The sequence below is a fragment of the Cohaesibacter intestini genome, from assembly GCF_003324485.1.
Taxonomy (GTDB): Bacteria; Pseudomonadota; Alphaproteobacteria; order Rhizobiales; family Cohaesibacteraceae; genus Cohaesibacter; species Cohaesibacter intestini.
Genome location: NZ_QODK01000001.1, coordinates 155188 through 173334, shown reverse-complemented (window position 1 = coordinate 173334; position 18147 = coordinate 155188). Strand labels below are relative to the sequence as shown.

Sequence of the window (18147 nt, the reverse complement as noted above, 5' to 3'; positions counted from 1 at the left end):
AAAGAAAGACAACCTTTTCTTCAACAGTTTCAAGGAGCAAATCATGACCATCAAACACGATCATCACCACGAATGCGGATGCGATGTCACGCAAGAATCCGTTGATCTGGCTCGCCGTCGCCTTTTGGCGCGTGCCGCAGGGGCCGCCGCTGTCGGTGCCGTTGGCATGGCCTCATCTGCTGGCACTGCCATGGCCGCCACCAAAGAAGCCATGGCGCTTTATGCTGACCCAGAAAAGCCGGGCTTGCCGCAAGTGGATATGGACATCGAGCCGGGCCGCACGGCTCTGGTTGTCACCGATCCGCAGATCGACTTTTTGTCAGAAAAAGGCGTGACCTGGGGTGTGGTTGGCGAAAGCGTGACCGAGCAGGGCACCGTCGACAATATCGAGCGCTTGTTCAAAGCGGCCAAAGCTGCTGGCATGCCGGTCTTCATCTCACCGCACTATTATTACCCCCATGACCATAAATGGCAGTTTGAGGGGACGCTGGAAAAGACCATGCATTCGATCGGCATGTTCGATCGTCTCGGGCCGCTGAATGTCGAGAATTTCGAAGGGTCCGGTGCCGACTGGATGCCGCAATACAAGAAATATATCGAAGATGGCGAGACCATCGTCTGCTCGCCGCACAAGGTCTATAGCCCGGCGCAGAATGACTTGAATCTACAGCTGCGCAAGCGCGGCATCGACAAGGTCATTCTGGCTGGCATGTCGGCCAATCTCTGCACCCAGGCCCATCTCTATGATCTGCTCGAGCTTGGCTATGAAGTCGCCGTGGTGCGCGATGCCACCGCCGGGGCCAAGGTGCCCGAAGGTGACGGCTATCTCGCGGCGATCATCAATTTCCGCATGGTCGCCAATGGCGTCTGGTGGACCGATGACGCCGTCAAACGCATCGCCAAATCGGCCTGATTGTGACTTGCTGTCGAAGTGGCCAGAAAACCCCGTTGGTCGCTTCGACACTTGGCTGCATCTGGTTTGAAAACCGGTATCTCCCGGCCGAGTGAATGCTGGAGGAACAGATCAATCCTGCAAACCCTATCCAAAACCGTGTAAACTTGAGTATGATACTCTTGATTTAAAAATGGAATGCTTGTAGTCGATAACCTGAATTTGGTATTCATAATTAGGAAGTATTATGTCCCTCAGGTCCATCACTCTTGTTGCCAGCGCTGCAGTCGCCATCGCCTCTTCTGCCGTGCATGCGGAACCAACAACCTACCCTCTGACGATCGAGAATTGCGGTCAGTCTGTAACGTTCCAGAAGGCACCTCAGAGGGCTGTTGCTCTGGGGCAGAACAGCGCTGAAATCATGTTGCTGCTCGGCCTTGAAGACCGCATGGCTGCAACCGCCTTCTGGCCGAACAAGGTGTTGCCTGACCTCTCTGAAGCCAACAGCAAGGTCGATCTGCTCTCTGTTGAATTCCCGACATTGGAAGCCGTGCTTTCAAAGCAGCCGGATTTCGTGGCAGCGATGCTGACAACCCTGCTTGGCCCTGACAGCAAGGTGGCCAAAAGAGACGATTTGACTGCGCTCGGCGTTCCATCCTATCTCTCCCCAAGCGCCTGTTCCACCAAACTCGATGCTGGTGATGCCTATGGCTCCCGCGACGCATTGTGGAGCATGGATCTGCTTTACGAGGAGATTGACGATCTGTCCCGGATCTTCGATGTGGCCGATCGCGGTCAGGCATTGATCGAAGATTTCAAGGCACGCGAAGCCAAGTTGCGCGCCGAATTTGCCGACCAGAAGGATCTGACCTTTTTGTTTTGGTTCTCCAGCCCATCGCCCGCAGACGATGCCTATCTGGGTGGCGGAAACGGGCCGTCTGGTTATATTGCAAGCATTCTTGGCGGATCAAACGCGGTACAGACCAAAGCCGATTGGCCCGCCCTTGGCTGGGAAGGCATTATCGCTGCCAAACCAACGGTGTTTGTCGCCGCTCAAGTCGACCGCAATCGCTGGGATCTGGATACGGCAGAGAATAAGATCAACTTCCTCAAGTCCGACCCGACCGTCAGCCAAATGGAGGCCGTTAAATCAGGGCGTATCGTGGTGATGAGCGGTGCGGCGATGAATCCAAGCATCCGCACACTTTATGGGGCGGAGCAGGTTGCCGAACAACTCAAGACGCTTGATTTGCCGTGACACGACTTAAAAAGCCGGAACCCGGAGCCCTTCGTTTGTTTGTGCTTCTGGGCCTGTCAATGGCTGCACTCGCTCTCGCCGTCGCCTTTGCGACGGCGATTGGCGCTTATGATATCAGCCTCCGGACAGTGTTTCTGGCCATCACCAATGAGCTTGGCTTCACACACGCCGATATTCCTGCGATCGAGCAAAGCGTGGTCTGGAGCTTGCGCCTGAGCCGTGCGCTTGTGGCGGCCCTCGCCGGGGCCGGTTTGGCCATTTGTGGGGCCATTTTGCAGGCCTTGCTGCGCAATCCCCTTGCTGAGCCATTTGTGCTTGGCATTTCCGCAGGCGCATCCACTGGTGCGGTTTGCGTGATCGTGCTGGGGATCGGTGCGGGGAGCATGTCCTTGCCGTTCGGCGCCTTTGCTGGGGCCTTTGCCGCATTCGGCTTGGTGGCTTTGCTTTCGAACGGCGCCACCAGCGGACCGAACCATACCATTCTTGCCGGTGTCGCAGCCTCCCAACTGTTCAATGCGCTGACCTCCTATATTGTCACAACGTCGGGCAATGCCCAGCAGGCCCGGGATGTGATGTTCTGGCTTCTGGGCAGCTTTGGCGGTGTTCGCTGGCCCGATTTCCAGCTTTTGCTGATTGTTATCGCGACCAGCCTTGCAATCTGCATCTGGATGGGACGGGCGCTTGACGCCTTCACATTTGGTGATGAGGATGCCGCCGCTCTTGGCGTGCCGGTGGCGCGGATCCGTCTGATCCTGTTTGCGGTGACCGCCTTGATGACAGCAACCATCGTCAGCATGGTCGGGGCAATCGGATTTGTCGGATTGGTGGTACCCCATGCAGCACGCTATGTGGTGGGGCCGATGCATCTGCGCCTGTTGCCGGCCTCAGCCATTGTGGGGGCCATCTTCATGGTGGTTGCCGACATCGCATCGCGCGTGGTCGCAGGTCAGCAAACGGTTCCCATCGGGGTCGTGACTGCGCTGGTTGGTGTGCCATTCTTTGCCATCATTCTCTATCGTGCGAGGCCACAATCATGAGCGTGAAAGCCCAAAATCTCGTCTGGGGCGTCAAGCGCAGAGAGATCGTGCGGGACATTTCCCTTGATGTGAGCGAAGGGGAAACCCTCGGCCTCATCGGCCCAAACGGGTCCGGCAAGTCTTCACTGCTGCGGTTGCTGGCAGGTCTCAAATCGCCGCAGTCCGGTCAGGTGGCAATCAACGACAGGGATATTGCCAAAGTGCCAAGGCGTGCCTTGGCGCGTGAAATCGCCTTTGTGCATCAGAATGCAGCAACAGATACCAATGTGACGGTGCGCGATGTGGTGCGATTGGGCCGGACGCCGCATCGCTCCGCTTTGTCCGGTTGGACGGATGCTGATGAGGTTGCTGTGGTGACAGCCCTTGAGCGCGTGGATATGTCAAGCCACAGCGGGCAAGCCTGGCAAACCCTCTCGGGCGGCGAGCGCCAGCGTGTCCATATTGCCAGAGCCTTGGCTCAAGACCCGACAGTGATGTTCCTTGACGAGCCGACCAATCACCTCGATATCCACCACCAGATCGAAATCTTGCGACTGGTGCGCGACCTCGATCTGACCAGTGTGATTGCCCTGCATGATCTCAATCTCGCAGCCATGTTCTGCGACCGGATCATGATCCTTGAAGCCGGAGCCATGCACACATGCGGCACGCCACACGCGGTATTGACGGAAGACTTGATACAGGATGTTTTCAGAACCAATGCCGAAGTGACACATGACAACGGCGCGCTGCACATCCGCTTCAGGCCCGATTAACAAGCTTTTGCCGGTGTCCAAATGGTGCAATAGGTTGCCCTTAGAAATTGCCATGCGTTCAAGCGCTGCCAGCGAGCAAGACTTGACACCGTCCGTGACCAATTTGCATTTCTACGCTCCAGAGATAATGGACCTTTACGCCTTCACGGAAAGGTACAAAGGGCAAATCCTGCGTGATGGACACACCTCAGCTTCTGATGTTCTGCCATTCGAACGGAGTGCAGCATTTCCTGTGGCCCTGTGACCGCTGGGCAGCCAGAACGACCGTTCGAGACATTCGCTATGCCTCTATCGATCTGCTGAGTTGTTTGGATTGAAGGGGGGGATCGAAGGGCAGCATGCTCGTGCCTTTCCCCACCAATCTGCTCATTCTCTGGTTGCATCCATTTGAGTGGTCAGGGATTTGGGCGTATGGTGATGCCTGTAAAATTGGAGGGGGACTCTCATGCGGATTTTGTTTACCGGCGGATCGGGCAAGGCGGGACGCCATGCTGTGTCTTATCTGGTTGAAAAAGGCCATCGTGTGCTCAATGTTGATCGGGTTCCACTGGATCTACCCGGTGTCGAGAACCGTTTGGCCGACGTGACCGATGCAGGTCAAATGTTCGATGTCATGGCAAGCTATGCCGGATTTGACGAACTGGAGCCGGGCGAAGGGGTGCCAAAGTTCGATGCTGTTGTGCATTTCGCGGCGGTGCCGCGCTTGCTGCTGACCTCGGACAATGAATGCTATCGGGTCAATACGATCGGCACCTACAACGTCATCGATGCGGCGGTGAAATTCGGTGTGCGCAAGATCATCTTCGCATCGTCCGAGACGACCTATGGCGTCTGTTTTGCAGACGGCGAGCGCAAACCGGACTATTTGCCGATCGATGAAGAACATCCTGTCATTCCCGAAGACAGCTACGCCATGTCGAAGGTTGCCAATGAAGTAACGGCCCGCTCGTTTCAGCGGCGCAGTGGGTTCGATATCTATGGGTTGCGCATCAACAATGTGATCGAACCCCACGAATATGAACAGGATTTCCCGGCCTATCTGGCCGACGCTTCGCTGCGGCGACGCAATATCTTTGCCTATATCGATGCGCGGGATTTGGGGCAGATGGTTGATCGTTGCCTTAAAACCGATGGACTCGGCTTCGAGATCTTCAACGTATCAAATGACGATCATTCGGTTGCAGCAAGCACATCTGAACTGATCGAGACATATTATCAGGGTGTGCCTTGTCGAGATATGGGTCCCACGGAGACCTTCTATTCCAATGACAAAGCCAAGAGGATGCTTGGCTTCCGGCCCGAATATAATTGGCGCATGTATCTGGGAAGCTAGGCTGCAGGGAAGGAGCCTCGTCCTCTGGCCCGGGGACATAGCTTGCGACTGCATTAGCAATCGCGGCCCTCAGCGGACCCTCGCACGGGGCTTCTTCCCTGTAGCCAGTTTCCACATTCGGGACATTCGATTGAGACGCAACATTTCATCAACTCATCGTCCGACAACTCCATCGCGGCGAGTTCACAGAAAATGCTGAAAACGTCGTGCTTACCGGTGGGCCGGGAAGATGGCTGAGATGCTCACCAAGATCGACCTAGAGAGGTGGTCCTGGAATTTGGACCATATGTTAAGGTGGATTGCCTGAGAAGAAAGACGATCCGACATGACGAAGAGAAAGCGCTATTCCGCCGATTTCAAAGCCAAGATTGCGTTCTGAACGAGCCAAGCGAGCGGCGCGTGACAAAGGGGTGTTCTCTGTCTTTGTGTACCAGTGTTGTGTACCAATACAGCAAACTAAACGCCTGAAATCAAACGGTAATTAGAGATATCGATGGCATGGGAAGAAATGGTGGAGCTAAGCGGGATCGAACCGCTGACCTCGTGAATGCCATTCACGCGCTCTCCCAACTGAGCTATAGCCCCACATTTTGTGACGGGTGTCCGTCGGTGGTGAGCGGAACATATTGAACGGTTTCAGTGAAATCAATAGCCAATTTCATCAGTTTGTGATTTTTCCAAAGCTTGTGAAAAATCAAGGGCGTCACAAGCCACAGCTTGTGGAGTGAGATGCTGGTCGCACCCTTCCGGAAGATGGCGTGAATGCTTGAACAAGGCTCATACGAAAAAAAGCGCGACGGCAAGCGTCGCGCTTTTTGGGGGTCCGGTTGGGTGGTCCGGATCTGGTCATTTGCGCCGAAGCGCACCTGTTCAGCTTAGTCTTCGTCGTCGGAAGAAACCGCAACGTCGAGACCGATGGCGCCAAGCGCTTCTTCATCTTCCTCATCGTCAAGGAAAACGTCATCGTCATCATTGCTGTCATCGTCGTCGAGATCAGGAACATCAATGTCTGATGCCTGTTCTGCGTCGGCGTCTTCCAGAGAAATGACTTCTGCCCCAGCTTCTTCTGCAGCATCATCGCTTTCGGCGACGACTTCATCTTCTTGCTCTTCCACCTCTGCCACTTCGGCGGGTTTCGGAGTGTCCATTTCAAAGATGGTGCCACATTTGGGGCAGGTGATGGGATCGCGGTTCAGGTCATAATATTTGGCGCCGCATTCCAGACAGACGCGCTTTGTACCCAATTCTGGTCGTGCCACAGCTTTGCCTCTTCGACTTGAATTGTTGAATCTTGTGTGAGTTTGACCATCTCCCTTATCTAACCTTGCGCTGCCTGTCAAAAGCTAAAAGGCGAAACCGGGGCCAATTTGCGTTTTTATATGTGTAGTGGCGTGACGTAGTGCGTCATTTGGTGTAAGTCGGTGCCTGTTTGATCATAATTACGGCCCCTGATGTGAGAGACGAGACAAGAGCAATCAGGCGCGGCCACATAAAAAAATAGGAATGAGGGATAGTATGGCTCACGACGCCACCAACATGTCTCCGCTTTCGGCAGAGACCTCCAGCGGACTGAAAGGCCGCTTGCGCGTTCCGGGAGATAAATCCATCTCGCATCGATCTCTGATCTTCGGCGCTCTGGCGCGCGGCAAGACCACCATCCACGGATTGTTGGAATCGGAAGATGTGATCAACACCGCCAAGGCGATGGCCGCTTTCGGTGCAAAAGTGGAAAAAGATGATGACGGGGTCTGGCATGTGGAAGGCCTTGGCACCGGTTCGCTGATCGAACCGAACCAGGTGCTTGATTTTGGCAATTCGGGCACCGGTGCGCGCCTTGTCATGGGGATTGCAGGGGCGCATGCCTTTTCCACCACTTTCATGGGCGATGCCTCCCTGTCTAGTCGCCCGATGGGCCGGGTGCTCAATCCGTTGCGGGAGATGGGCGTACAGGTCCTCTCGCGCTCTGGCGACCGGTTGCCCCTGACAATCAAGGGGGCCGATCCAGCAAGCCCGATCACCTATCGGGTGCCGATGGCTTCGGCTCAGGTCAAGAGCTGCGTCCTGTTGGCCGGGCTGAACATGGCTGGCACCACCACTGTCATCGAGCCGATCAAAACCCGCGACCATACCGAAAAGATGCTGCGCGGCTTTGGTGCCGAGTTGGGGGAAGAAATCAATGAAGCGGGCGAAACCGTCCTCACCATCGAAGGCCTGCAGGAGCTGACAGGCCAGACTGTTACCGTTCCGGGCGATCCATCTTCCGCCGCGTTCCCGATTGTGGCAGCCCTGATCACTCCGGGCTCCGATCTGCTGATCGAAGACATCCTGCTCAATGATACCCGCACCGGCCTGATCACCACCCTGATCGAAATGGGCGGTGACATCACCATTGAGGATGAGCGTGAAAGTGGCGGCGAGCGGATCGGCAACATTCGTGTGCGGTCCTCCAGTCTGACTGGTGTGACCGTGCCTGCGGACCGCGCCCCGTCGATGATCGATGAATATCCGGTCCTGTCCGTTGCGGCTGCCTTTGCCAAGGGCGAAACCCGGATGGAAGGGCTGGAAGAATTGCGCGTCAAGGAAAGCGACCGTTTGGCCGCCGTTGCCGCTGGCCTCAAAGCCAATGGCGTGCCCCATGTGGAAGGCAAGGATACGTTGGTGGTCACTGGCGGTGCCAATGCGATTGGCGGAGGCACGGTGGTCACCCATCTAGACCACCGGATTGCCATGAGCTTCCTGGTGCTTGGGCTGGCTGGCCACAAGCCGGTCACCGTTGACGATGCGGCCATCATCAACACATCGTTCCCGGGCTTTGCCGATCTGATGGCTGGCCTTGGGGCAAAATTCGGGTGAGGCCTTGCGGGTAATCTCCCTTGTCCCCAGCTGGACTGAAACGCTTGTGCGCTGCGGCGTCGACGTCGTCGGGCGCACAAGATATTGCATCCATCCGACTGACCAACTAGCATCCATCCCGATTGTTGGCGGCACCAAGGATTGGGATTGGCCTGCAATCAAGGCCCTGCAGCCGGATTTGATTCTGCTGGACAGGGAAGAAAATGCTCGCTTCATGACCGAGCAAACGGACTTTGCGTGGCATGCAACCCATGTGAAGAGCATTGCCGATGTCACCAAGGAGACAAGGCGGCTGGCAGGCCTGCTAAAATCACCACACCTTGATGAACTCGCCGACAGATGGGCGCGCATTGCGTCCGCACCGACCGCTGCATGGGCGTCAGTCCAGAGACTGCCCGGCCTGATCGAATGGGGCCGAAAGCCAACCGGCCCGATTGACACCATCCTCTATGTCATCTGGCAAGGTCCCTGGAAAGCGGTCAGCCGGGACACATTCATCGGCAGCATATTGTCGGCAGTTGGTCTGGAGATTCCCACCTTCGAAGAGGCCTATCCAACGATCAATCTGGACAGCTACGATCCGGCCACGACCCTTCTACTGTTTGCTTCAGAGCCCTATCCCTTTTTGGAAAAGAAGGCCATCTTGGCGGACCTGCCATTCCCGCATGCCTTTGTCGATGGCGAGGCCTTCTGCTGGTATGGCATTCGGGCACTGGAATTTCTCGAAGCGAACCAATTGACCTGATCGCGGTATCCTCACCGTTGCACGGATAAGGTTACCCCATGCCAAGTTTCTCGCTTCCAAGGCCTGTCCCTCGCACGGCGACTCGGATACATGAATGCCTGACTATGCAGAGGCCCACTCTGAGGCCCGCATGCCGACCATTGGCCGTCCATTGGCCGTCCATTGGCCATCCATTGGAAAGACATTGGTGCATGATTATCGCAATTGACGGCCCGGCTGCATCGGGCAAAGGGACCATGGCACGCAAACTCGCTACGATGCTTGAGATCCCTCATCTGGATACGGGTCTGACCTTCCGCGCCGTGGCGCACGCCTTGCTGCGCGCTGGCCTGCCTCTGGATAACGAGGATCTGGCTGCCGAAGCGGCGGCAGCGCTTAACCTTGCCAGTCTTGATCGCTCGGTTCTGTCCGCCCATGAAATTGGCAATGCAGCCTCCAAGGTCGCCGTCATGCCAAAGGTGCGCACAGCCTTGCTGGAAGCCCAGCGCACCTTTGCCAACCGCCCTGGCGGTGCGGTGCTTGATGGTCGCGATATCGGTACGGTCGTCTGCCCGGATGCGGATGTGAAGCTGTTTGTCACCGCTAGTGCCAAGGTGCGCGCGCGCCGCCGTACGGATGAGATTCTCTCCCGCGGCGAGGCGGCTGACTATGAGCAGGTGCTCGCCGACGTCAAACAGCGGGACGAACGTGACCAAAACCGCGCGGTTGCGCCGCTGGTGCCTGCAGCAGATGCCCACTTGCTTGATACATCAAAATTGGATATAGAAAGCGCATTCCAGCATGCCGTGCGCATCGTTGAGGAAAAGAAAAATCGCAGTCTCTGACAGGCGAGGGCGCAGATGTGCCCTTTTTGTCGTCGCTAAGTGACTGATCGTTTGATCTTTTTCTGATATGTACGGCAGGATGCAACGGGGGATGCGGGCAAGTTGAGCAAGGGGACCTTGACGGGCCTGTCCACACCCTCCCTGGATTCGGGACGGAATATCAAAAAATTCGGCTTCTGACCGGCCGTTTACGCGCCGGACCATACCTTTTTCAAAAAGGGTGGGCTTGTCTTTGTAAAAAGACAGGGTCGGAAGGAAGCTTTGTGAAACACGAACCAATTGGCGCGCCGGGCCCCATCGGGGGCTATTTAGGAGATTTTATGAGCGATCTTAATCCGACCATGGACGATTTTGCCGCGCTGCTCGACCAGTCCTTCAGTGAAACGGAGCCACATGAAGGTTCCGTGATCAAAGGCACGGTTGTCGGCATCGAAAAAGACATGGCAATCATCGATGTTGGCTTGAAAGTCGAAGGCCGTGTTGCGCTGAAGGAGTTTGGTGCACAGGCAAAAGACGGTGGTCTTGAGATTGGCTCCGAGGTTGAAGTCTACCTCGAGCGTATCGAAAATGCGATGGGCGAAGCTGTCCTTTCCCGCGACAAAGCACGTCGTGAAGAGAGCTGGGGCAAGCTGGAAAAAGCCTTCGAAGCAGAAGAAAAAGTTCAGGGTGTCATCTTCAACCAGGTCAAAGGCGGCTTCACCGTCGATCTGGATGGCGCTGTTGCCTTCCTGCCGCGCTCCCAGGTGGATATCCGCCCGGTTCGCGACGTGACCCCACTGATGCACAACCCACAGCCTTTCCAGATCCTGAAAATGGACAAGCGTCGTGGCAACATCGTTGTGTCTCGCCGTGTCATTCTGGAAGAGACCCGCGCCGAACTGCGCACCGAGCTGGTTCAGAACCTCAAAGAAGGCCAGACCGTCGAGGGTGTTGTCAAAAACATCACCGACTATGGTGCATTTGTGGATCTGGGTGGCATCGACGGCCTGCTGCACGTCACCGACATTGCATGGCGCCGCATCAACCATCCAAGCGAAGTGTTGACCATCGGCCAGACCGTCAAGGTTCAGATCGTTCGCGTCAATCAGGAAACGCACCGCATTTCCCTCGGCATGAAGCAGCTTGAAGTTGATCCATGGACCGAGATCGAACAGCGTTACCCTGTTGGTTCCAAATTCACCGGTCGCGTGACCAACATCACCGATTACGGCGCATTCCTTGAACTGGAGCCAGGCATCGAAGGCCTGATCCACGTTTCTGAAATGTCTTGGACCAAGAAGAACGTTCATCCGGGCAAAATCGTTTCCACCTCTCAGGAAGTGGAAGTGATGATCCTGGAAGTCGATCCTGTGAAACGCCGCGTATCCCTCGGCCTGAAACAGACTCTCGACAATCCATGGGCTGTCTTTGCTGACAAAAACCCAGCCGGCACCGTTGTCGAAGGCGAAGTCAAGAACAAGACCGAATTCGGTCTCTTCATCGGCCTCGAAAGCGAAGTCGACGGCATGGTTCACCTGTCCGATCTGGACTGGAACCGTCCTGGCGAGCAGGTTCTCGAAGAATACAACAAAGGCGATATGGTCAAAGCCGTCATCCTCGATGTGGATGTCGACAAAGAGCGTATTTCCCTTGGCATCAAGCAGCTTGAAAGCGATCCGTTCGAGGAAGCTTCCGGCGACATGAAGCGTGGTGCAATCGTAACCTGTGAAATCACCGAAGTGAAAGAAAACGGTCTCGAAGTCAAAGTTGTTGACAGCGACATGACCGCCTTCATTCGCCGTGGTGACCTTGCTCGTGACCGTGGCGACCAGCGCACCGACCGCTTCCAGGTTGGTGAAAAAGTCGACGCACGCATCACCCAGTTCGACAAGAAAAACCGCAAACTGTCCGTCTCCATCAAGGCGCTGGAAGTTGCAGAAGAGAAAGAAGCCATTGCACAGTTCGGGTCTTCCGATGCTGGCGCATCCCTTGGCGACATTCTCGGTGCTGCACTGAAAGCCCGCGACGACGACTAAGATTTGCTGTCGCCCCGCAAGGGATGACATTTGAAATGAGAAACCGCAGATGCCTTGCATCTGCGGTTTTTTGTTGCCTTGCGGCAGAGCGGAATATGGGCGATGCGGCTGATCAAGCGAGACTTTTGCCTGATGCGAAAATCTGCCCAATTGCCGTTCACCCAAACCCTTTCTTAAACTCGACCGGTCAAGATCGTTGCAAATCCGTCCAAGGCGGGTATTAAATCATAGCCGATACTCTTGGTTAGGATCCGTCCATCAAGCCAACGACTGAAACCAACAAAGACTTGGAGCCTTGCGCAGCCATGGCTGAGCGATGCGGGAAGCAAAGATGATATTCGATACAGACCACGCGCTCGAACGGCGCCAAATGCGCCGCAAACTGTCCATCTGGCGCATTGTTGCCATCCTGTCTCTCATTTTGTTGGTAGCTGTTGCCGGCTACTCGGTTGTGGCCAACAGTCCCGATCTCAAGCGCAACAGCCCGCATATCGCCAAGCTGACAATCGACGGCGTGATTCTCGGGGAACAGCGCAAGCTCGACCTGATCCGCAAGCTCGAGCAAAGCGATGCGGTCAAGGGAGTGATCCTGTCGGTCAACAGTCCCGGCGGTTCCACCTCTGGCGGTGAAGCCATGTATGAGGCCCTGAGCAAGCTGGCCAAGAAAAAACCTCTGGTCACCAGCATGGACGGCATCGCGACCTCTGCTGGCTATATGGTCTCCCTGCCAGCGGAACGGATCTTCGCCCGACGCTCGACCATCACCGGCTCGATTGGTGTGATCTTCCAATATACCGATGTGACCAAGCTGATGAACACGGTGGGAGTTGAAATGCGTGCCATCAAGAGCACGCCCTTGAAGGCGGAGCCGAATCCCTTCTCAAAGCGCAATCCCGAAGCCGAAGCAATGATCCAGCGGATGATTGACGATTCCTATCAATGGTTTGTCGATCTTGTCGCCAACCGCCGTCCTTTCGACAGGGAAACCACCCTCAAGCTGGCTGATGGTCGGGTTGTAACCGGCGGTCAGGCGGTCGAGTTGCAGCTGGTCGATGAGCTCGGAGGGCCGGAAACAGCCAAGGATTGGCTGATCAAACAGCATGATTTGAGCGCCGATCTGAAGGTCATAGAATGGAAGCCTGCCCCACTGCGGGACGACCTTCCGTTCGGTTTGGCCAGCAAATTCCTCTCAAAATGGGTGCCAGCACCACTTTTTGACCTGATTGACACACGAAAACAGGTTGGGAAACTTGACGGACTGGTTTCAGTTTGGCAGGCTCAAAAAAGCGAACAATAATAGCATATTACGCTTTTGCATCAGCCGGGGACATGGCGCGTACGTATCTCGCCATATAGGGCACAGGAACGAAGGGGAGCGGACGATGATAAAGTCCGAACTGGTACAGACTATCGCAGAACAGAACCCACATCTCTATCAACGGGATGTTGAGCATATCGTGAATGCCATACTTGATGAAATCTCCGATGCGCTTGCGCGCGGCGACAGGGTCGAGTTGCGTGGCTTCGGGGCCTTTTCTGTCAAGAATCGTCCGGCGCGAGTCGGCCGAAATCCGAGAACCGGTGAGAAAGTACCTGTGGCCGAGAAATTTGTTCCCTTCTTCAAAACCGGCAAGGAAATGCGCGAACGCCTCAATGATGGCGAAGATGCGGGAGAATAACTCCTTGGCCGCTAACTTGGATTTCACACGATCATGAAAGCTATCAAGCGTCTCTTCCAGTTGCTCATACTGGTGCCAGTCGGCATTGTGCTTGTATCGCTGGCGGTTGCGAACCGTCACAATGTCCATCTGGCGCTCGATCCCTTTTCGCCAGAGCAGCCTGCTTTGGACTTCTCGGTCCCGCTCTATGTCGTCATGTTCGGATCCCTTCTGGTGGGCATCCTGATTGGTGGCTTCATGGCTTGGATGAAGCAGGGACGCCACCGCCGCACAGCCCGCGAAAAACGCTATGAAGCACGCAAATGGCGCAATGAAGCCGATCGCCAGCAGAAGCGGGTCGAGAAGCTGACCACGCTACCGCAAAGTGACGCGCCGGCTCTGCCTGCGCCTTCGGACGATAATATCGCCCGCCCGGCGGCCTGACCATTCCGGCCGATGTCTGCTGTCACAGACCGCGGCACATAGAAGACGTCAGGCAAGAAAGGCGCAAGCTTGGAAATGCGAGTGAAGATGCCAGCCTTTGAGGCTGGCATTTTTGTATTCAGCTGACCCCTATGTCCGCATGTGGGCCCTTGTTGATGCGCGAGGCGATTGCGCCGGGGAGACAGGCTCGTTATATAAAGAGACAGCTGAACATTGTATCCAATCCAAGAAAGGGTCCTCCATGCAGTTTCTGGATGCCGCCACCATCAACCGGGCCATGAATTACAAGGCGCTAGTGGAGGCACTCCGGCAGGCCTTTCAGGCGCGCTATGTGACGCCAGTGCGCCATCATCATACCATTTCCCTGCCGGATCAGTCCGACGCAACCCTGTTGCTAATGCCTGCATGGAGTGATGCTCAAGCCAACGGCACCTCCTACAATGGCTATATCGGCATCAAGATGGTGACAGTCTTCCCGGACAATGAGGTGCGCGTCAGTTTGCCATCGATCCTTGGAGCCTATTTTCTGCTCGATCAACAAAGCGGCACGGTGCGCGCCATTATGGATGGGCCTTCGCTAACAGTCTGGCGCACCGCCTGCGCCTCAGCGCTTGCTGCCGACTATCTGGCGCGCAAGGATGCCAAGACCCTGACCATGGTAGGGACCGGTGCGCTGTCCGAGCATCTGATCCGCGCCCATATGAGCGTGCGCGATATCAGGCGGATCATCATTTGGGGCCGCAATAAAGGCAAGGCCGAACGGGTTGCCGCTGGGCTCGATGGCCTGGATGTGACGATTGAGGTGGCCGATGACCGGGCCAAGGCCGTGGCGGAAGGCGACATCATTTCCTGTGCCACCATGGCAACCCAGCCGTTGATTGATGGTGCATGGCTGAAGCCCGGTGCCCATCTCGATCTGGTCGGCGCCTTCCGGCCGGATATGCGGGAATCGGACGATCAATGCATCACACGTGCCGAGGTCTATCTGGACACGATTGCCGGGGCGACCAAGGAGGGCGGCGATATCGTCCAGCCTCTGCAAACCGGTATTTTGGAGCCTGACGACATTCGCGGTGATCTGTTTGGCCTCACACAGGGTAAATGCAAGGGACGGGTTCGTGACGAAGACATCACCCTGTTCAAGTCGGTTGGCACCGCCATTGAGGATCTGGCCGCGGCACGATATATATACGAACAGATGACCTAGGCGCATCCGGGCCATCACCCCAAAACCCCAAAACCCCAAAACCATTGCATCGAGAGGGTTGGCCATGTATGTAAAGATATGCGGGCTATCGACACCGGATATGATCGAGACCTGCCTGCAAGCCGGTGCAAACTGGATTGGGTTTGTGTTTTTTCCAAAAAGCCCGAGGCATGTGGAATATGGGAAAGCGAAGGAACTGGTGGGTCCGGTACGCGGCAAAGCGTCCATAGTCGCCCTCACTGTCAATGCGAGTGACGATGAGCTTGAGGCCATCGACCAGTCGATCAATCCCGATATCTGGCAATTGCACGGGTCTGAATCCCCTCAAAGAGTGGCAGACATCAAGGCGCGCTTCGGCCGTCCGGTCATGAAGGCGCTTGCCATTCGGGATGAAACAGATCTGGCACCCATCGCTTCCTATGAAGCCGTGTGCGACATGCTGTTGTTGGACGCCAAGCCCCCCAAGGAGATGAAAACCGATCTTCCGGGCGGCAATGGCATCAGCTTTGACTGGCAACTGATCAAGAATCTCAAGCTATCGAAACCGCTCATCCTGGCAGGTGGTCTTGACCCGGACAATGTGGCCGAGGCAATCCGCCTGATCCATCCCCAAGGGGTGGATGTGTCATCCGGGGTGGAAAGTGAGCCGGGCGTCAAGGACCGGCAAAAGATCATTGATTTTGTCTTTGCAGCCAAAGGCGCCGCATAAAGGGTGCCGGATTGAAGGCGTCAGCCTTCCGCCAAAGACAGCCAGATATGCGCAAGGAAATTGCCATGACAGATACATCGACCCTGCCAAACTCCCGCTTTCAGGGACCGGACGAGCGCGGCTTTTTCGGGATCTATGGCGGCCAGTTTGTCTCCGAAACCCTGATGCCGCTGATCCTCTCGCTCGAGAAGGCCTATAATGAAGCCATGGCCGACCCGGCCTTTCATGCCGAACTGGCCGACTTGCACAAACATTATGTCGGTCGTCAGAGCCCGCTTTACTATGCCGAGCGCCTGACCGAAGAGCTGGGCGGCGCGAAAATCTATCTCAAGCGCGAAGAGCTGAACCATACCGGCAGCCACAAGATCAACAACTGCCTTGGCCAGATCCTGCTTGCCAAACGGATGGGAAAAACCCGGATCATCGCCGAAACCGGTGCCGGTCAACACGGGGTGGCCACCGCCACCGTCTGCGCCCGCTTTGGCTTCCCCTGCGAAGTCTATATGGGGGCGACCGATGTGGAGCGTCAGGCGCCGAATGTCTTCCGCATGGAACTGCTTGGCGGCAAGGTCAATCCGGTGACCGCTGGTGCTGGCACCCTCAAGGATGCCATGAACGAAGCCCTGCGCGACTGGGTCACCAATGTCGACAACACCTATTATATCATTGGTACCGCCGCTGGCCCGCATCCTTATCCGCGCCTTGTGCGGGACTTTCAGTCGATCATTGGTCAGGAAGTCAAAGAGCAGATGCAGGCTGCTGAAGGGCGCTTGCCAGACATGCTGGTCGCCTGCCTTGGTGGTGGTTCCAATGCCATTGGCATGTTCCATCCTTTCCTTGAGGATGAAGGCGTTCAGATTGTCGGCGTCGAAGCGGCCGGTCACGGTCTTGATACCGAAGCCCACTGCGCCTCATTGAATGCAGGCAAGCCGGGTGTGTTGCATGGCAACCGTACCTATTTGCTGCAGGATGACGACGGCCAGATCCTGGAAGGCCATTCCATCTCTGCCGGTCTTGATTATCCGGGCATCGGACCGGAACATTCCTACCTGCGCGATTCCGGCCGTGTGGACTATGTCTCGGCCAGCGACAAAGAAGCCCTCGACGCGTTCCAGTTGCTCTGCCGCACCGAAGGCATCATTCCGGCGCTCGAAAGCTCCCACGCCATCGCCGAAGTCATCAAGCGGGCACCGAGCATGGACAAGGACCAGATCATCGTGGTCAACCTGTCCGGACGTGGTGACAAGGATGTCAACACCGTCAGCAAGCATCTCGGCCTTGGCTCGATTTCGGAATAAGCAGCAGGAACAAAAGCAATGGAAAAAACTCGTATCGATACCCGCTTTGCTGCCTGCAAGGCCGAAAATCGTCCCGCTCTGGTCGGCTTCATCACCGCCGGGGATCCGGATCTCGACACCTCGCTGGCCCTGTTGAAGGCCTTGCCAAAGGCTGGCATTGACGTGATCGAGTTGGGCATGCCTTTCTCCGATCCGATGGCTGAGGGCGTGCCGATCCAGCTCGCCACCCAGCGCGCGCTGGCCGGTGGTCACACGATGGAAAAGACCTTGCAGATGGTGCGGGATTTCCGCAAGGAAGACAACGACACCCCGATCATCCTGATGGGTTATTACAATCCCATCTATATTTGGGGACCGGAAAAGTTCGTCGCTGATGCCAAGGCTGCGGGCGTCGATGGCCTGATCGTCGTTGATCTGCCACCTGAGCATGACGACGAGCTGTGCCTTCCGGCCCGTGATGGCGGCCTCAACTTCATCCGTCTGGCAACGCCCACCACCGATGATGCCCGCCTGCCCAAAGTGCTGCAGAACACCTCCGGCTTTGTCTATTATGTTTCGGTCACCGGTATCACCGGCACCGGCGCACTGGATGCCGACAAAGTGGCGGTTGCGGTCAAGCAGATCAAAGGCCATACCGATCTGCCCGTTGCCGTCGGTTTTGGTGTGAAAACCCCAGAGCAAGCCTCTGCTGTCGGCGCGACCGCTGACGGGGTTGTGGTCGGCTCGGTGCTGGTCAATGCCATTCGCGAAAGCCTCGATGACAATGGCAAAGCCACTGCCACCACCGTTAGCGCTGTAACGGACATTGTTGCAGGCCTTGCCAAGGGCTGCGCTGACGCCAGAAGCTGACCGTCAAGGCCCGATCAATCGGGTCTGAATCTAATTACGTTAGGGAAGGTCACCCTGCCCTTTAGGGGGATTTTCGTCAATAACTGACCCTGAAACCCGCTTCAGGCATTGAAATAAGGTCGTGCCATCGTCACATTTGCGTGTATTGTATGGCACGGCCTGACAAAGGCCTCGTTTGAGGCCTTTTTGTTAGCCACCAACATTGTGAACACCTCGCGCTGCTGCGGGGATTGACCTTGCTCGGTCTCATGATCAGAGGAACCCGTCCCA

At 56.2% G+C, this 18147-nt stretch carries 17 protein-coding genes and 1 tRNA gene; 16 read left to right on the top strand and 2 right to left on the bottom strand.

Annotated features, from left to right (window positions below; all coding sequences use genetic code 11):
* Positions 1–43: 43 nt before the first annotated feature.
* The 5 genes from DSD30_RS00780 to DSD30_RS00755 all read left to right on the top strand — a co-directional run bounded on the left by DSD30_RS00780 (position 44) and on the right by DSD30_RS00755 (position 5275).
* Entirely contained in the window at positions 44–913 is an 870-nt protein-coding gene (locus tag DSD30_RS00780; protein ID WP_114007704.1) for a cysteine hydrolase family protein, read from the top strand.
* Between the two features lie 226 nt (positions 914–1139).
* Positions 1140–2150 carry an ABC transporter substrate-binding protein gene (locus DSD30_RS00775; protein ID WP_114007703.1) on the top strand — a complete coding sequence of 337 codons (1011 nt, stop codon included), beginning with the start codon at positions 1140–1142 and terminating at the stop codon, positions 2148–2150.
* A 59-nt stretch (positions 2151–2209) separates the two neighbouring features.
* Entirely contained in the window at positions 2210–3187 is a 978-nt protein-coding gene (locus tag DSD30_RS00770; RefSeq protein ID WP_114008546.1) for a FecCD family ABC transporter permease, read from the top strand.
* Complete coding sequence (locus tag DSD30_RS00765) at positions 3184–3942, top strand: ABC transporter ATP-binding protein (protein WP_114007702.1); 759 nt, start codon at positions 3184–3186, stop codon at positions 3940–3942. Before DSD30_RS00770 ends, DSD30_RS00765 begins: the two co-directional genes overlap by 4 nt.
* Positions 3943–4387: 445 nt before the next feature.
* Positions 4388–5275: an NAD-dependent epimerase/dehydratase family protein gene (locus tag DSD30_RS00755; RefSeq protein ID WP_114007700.1), complete on the top strand. Its 888-nt coding sequence runs from the start codon at positions 4388–4390 to the stop codon at positions 5273–5275.
* 509 nt (positions 5276–5784) lie between these two features.
* Here the strand turns inward: DSD30_RS00755 and DSD30_RS00745 are convergent.
* Together DSD30_RS00745 and DSD30_RS00735 are read right to left on the bottom strand one after the other, a co-directional pair.
* Positions 5785–5860: transfer RNA gene (locus DSD30_RS00745), tRNA-Ala, on the bottom strand.
* A gap of 290 nt (positions 5861–6150) precedes the next feature.
* Complete coding sequence (locus tag DSD30_RS00735; protein WP_114007698.1) at positions 6151–6534, bottom strand: TIGR02300 family protein; 384 nt, start codon at positions 6532–6534, stop codon at positions 6151–6153.
* Between the two features lie 256 nt (positions 6535–6790).
* Between DSD30_RS00735 and aroA the strand changes: the two genes are divergently transcribed.
* The 11 genes from aroA to trpA all read left to right on the top strand — a co-directional run bounded on the left by aroA (position 6791) and on the right by trpA (position 17877).
* Positions 6791–8128, top strand: coding sequence for a 3-phosphoshikimate 1-carboxyvinyltransferase (aroA, locus tag DSD30_RS00730; protein ID WP_114007697.1), 1338 nt, complete (start codon positions 6791–6793; stop codon positions 8126–8128).
* A gap of 4 nt (positions 8129–8132) precedes the next feature.
* A complete protein-coding gene (locus tag DSD30_RS00725) occupies positions 8133–8873 on the top strand; it encodes a helical backbone metal receptor (RefSeq protein WP_198662759.1) in 741 nt (246 codons plus the stop codon).
* 191 nt (positions 8874–9064) lie between these two features.
* Complete coding sequence (cmk, locus tag DSD30_RS00720) at positions 9065–9697, top strand: (d)CMP kinase (RefSeq protein ID WP_114007695.1); 633 nt, start codon at positions 9065–9067, stop codon at positions 9695–9697.
* Positions 9698–10017: 320 nt separating this feature from the next.
* A complete protein-coding gene (gene rpsA, locus DSD30_RS00715) occupies positions 10018–11712 on the top strand; it encodes a 30S ribosomal protein S1 (RefSeq protein WP_114007694.1) in 1695 nt (564 codons plus the stop codon).
* A 331-nt stretch (positions 11713–12043) separates the two neighbouring features.
* Positions 12044–13009, top strand: coding sequence for a signal peptide peptidase SppA (sppA, locus tag DSD30_RS00710; protein WP_157967499.1), 966 nt, complete (start codon positions 12044–12046; stop codon positions 13007–13009).
* Between the two features lie 85 nt (positions 13010–13094).
* Positions 13095–13391 carry an integration host factor subunit beta gene (locus DSD30_RS00705; protein WP_114007692.1) on the top strand — a complete coding sequence of 99 codons (297 nt, stop codon included), beginning with the start codon at positions 13095–13097 and terminating at the stop codon, positions 13389–13391.
* 33 nt (positions 13392–13424) lie between these two features.
* On the top strand, positions 13425–13814 hold the full coding sequence (locus tag DSD30_RS00700) for a lipopolysaccharide assembly protein LapA domain-containing protein (protein ID WP_198662758.1): 390 nt from the start codon (positions 13425–13427) through the stop codon (positions 13812–13814).
* A 241-nt stretch (positions 13815–14055) separates the two neighbouring features.
* On the top strand, positions 14056–15021 hold the full coding sequence (gene lhpI, locus DSD30_RS00695) for a bifunctional Delta(1)-pyrroline-2-carboxylate/Delta(1)-piperideine-2-carboxylate reductase (protein ID WP_114007691.1): 966 nt from the start codon (positions 14056–14058) through the stop codon (positions 15019–15021).
* A 64-nt stretch (positions 15022–15085) separates the two neighbouring features.
* Positions 15086–15730: a phosphoribosylanthranilate isomerase gene (locus tag DSD30_RS00690; protein ID WP_425359441.1), complete on the top strand. Its 645-nt coding sequence runs from the start codon at positions 15086–15088 to the stop codon at positions 15728–15730.
* A 65-nt stretch (positions 15731–15795) separates the two neighbouring features.
* Positions 15796–17028, top strand: a complete 1233-nt coding sequence (trpB, locus tag DSD30_RS00685) for a tryptophan synthase subunit beta (protein ID WP_114008544.1) — start codon at positions 15796–15798, stop codon at positions 17026–17028.
* 18 nt (positions 17029–17046) lie between these two features.
* Positions 17047–17877 carry a tryptophan synthase subunit alpha gene (trpA, locus tag DSD30_RS00680; RefSeq protein ID WP_114007689.1) on the top strand — a complete coding sequence of 277 codons (831 nt, stop codon included), beginning with the start codon at positions 17047–17049 and terminating at the stop codon, positions 17875–17877.
* Positions 17878–18147: the final 270 nt, after the last annotated feature.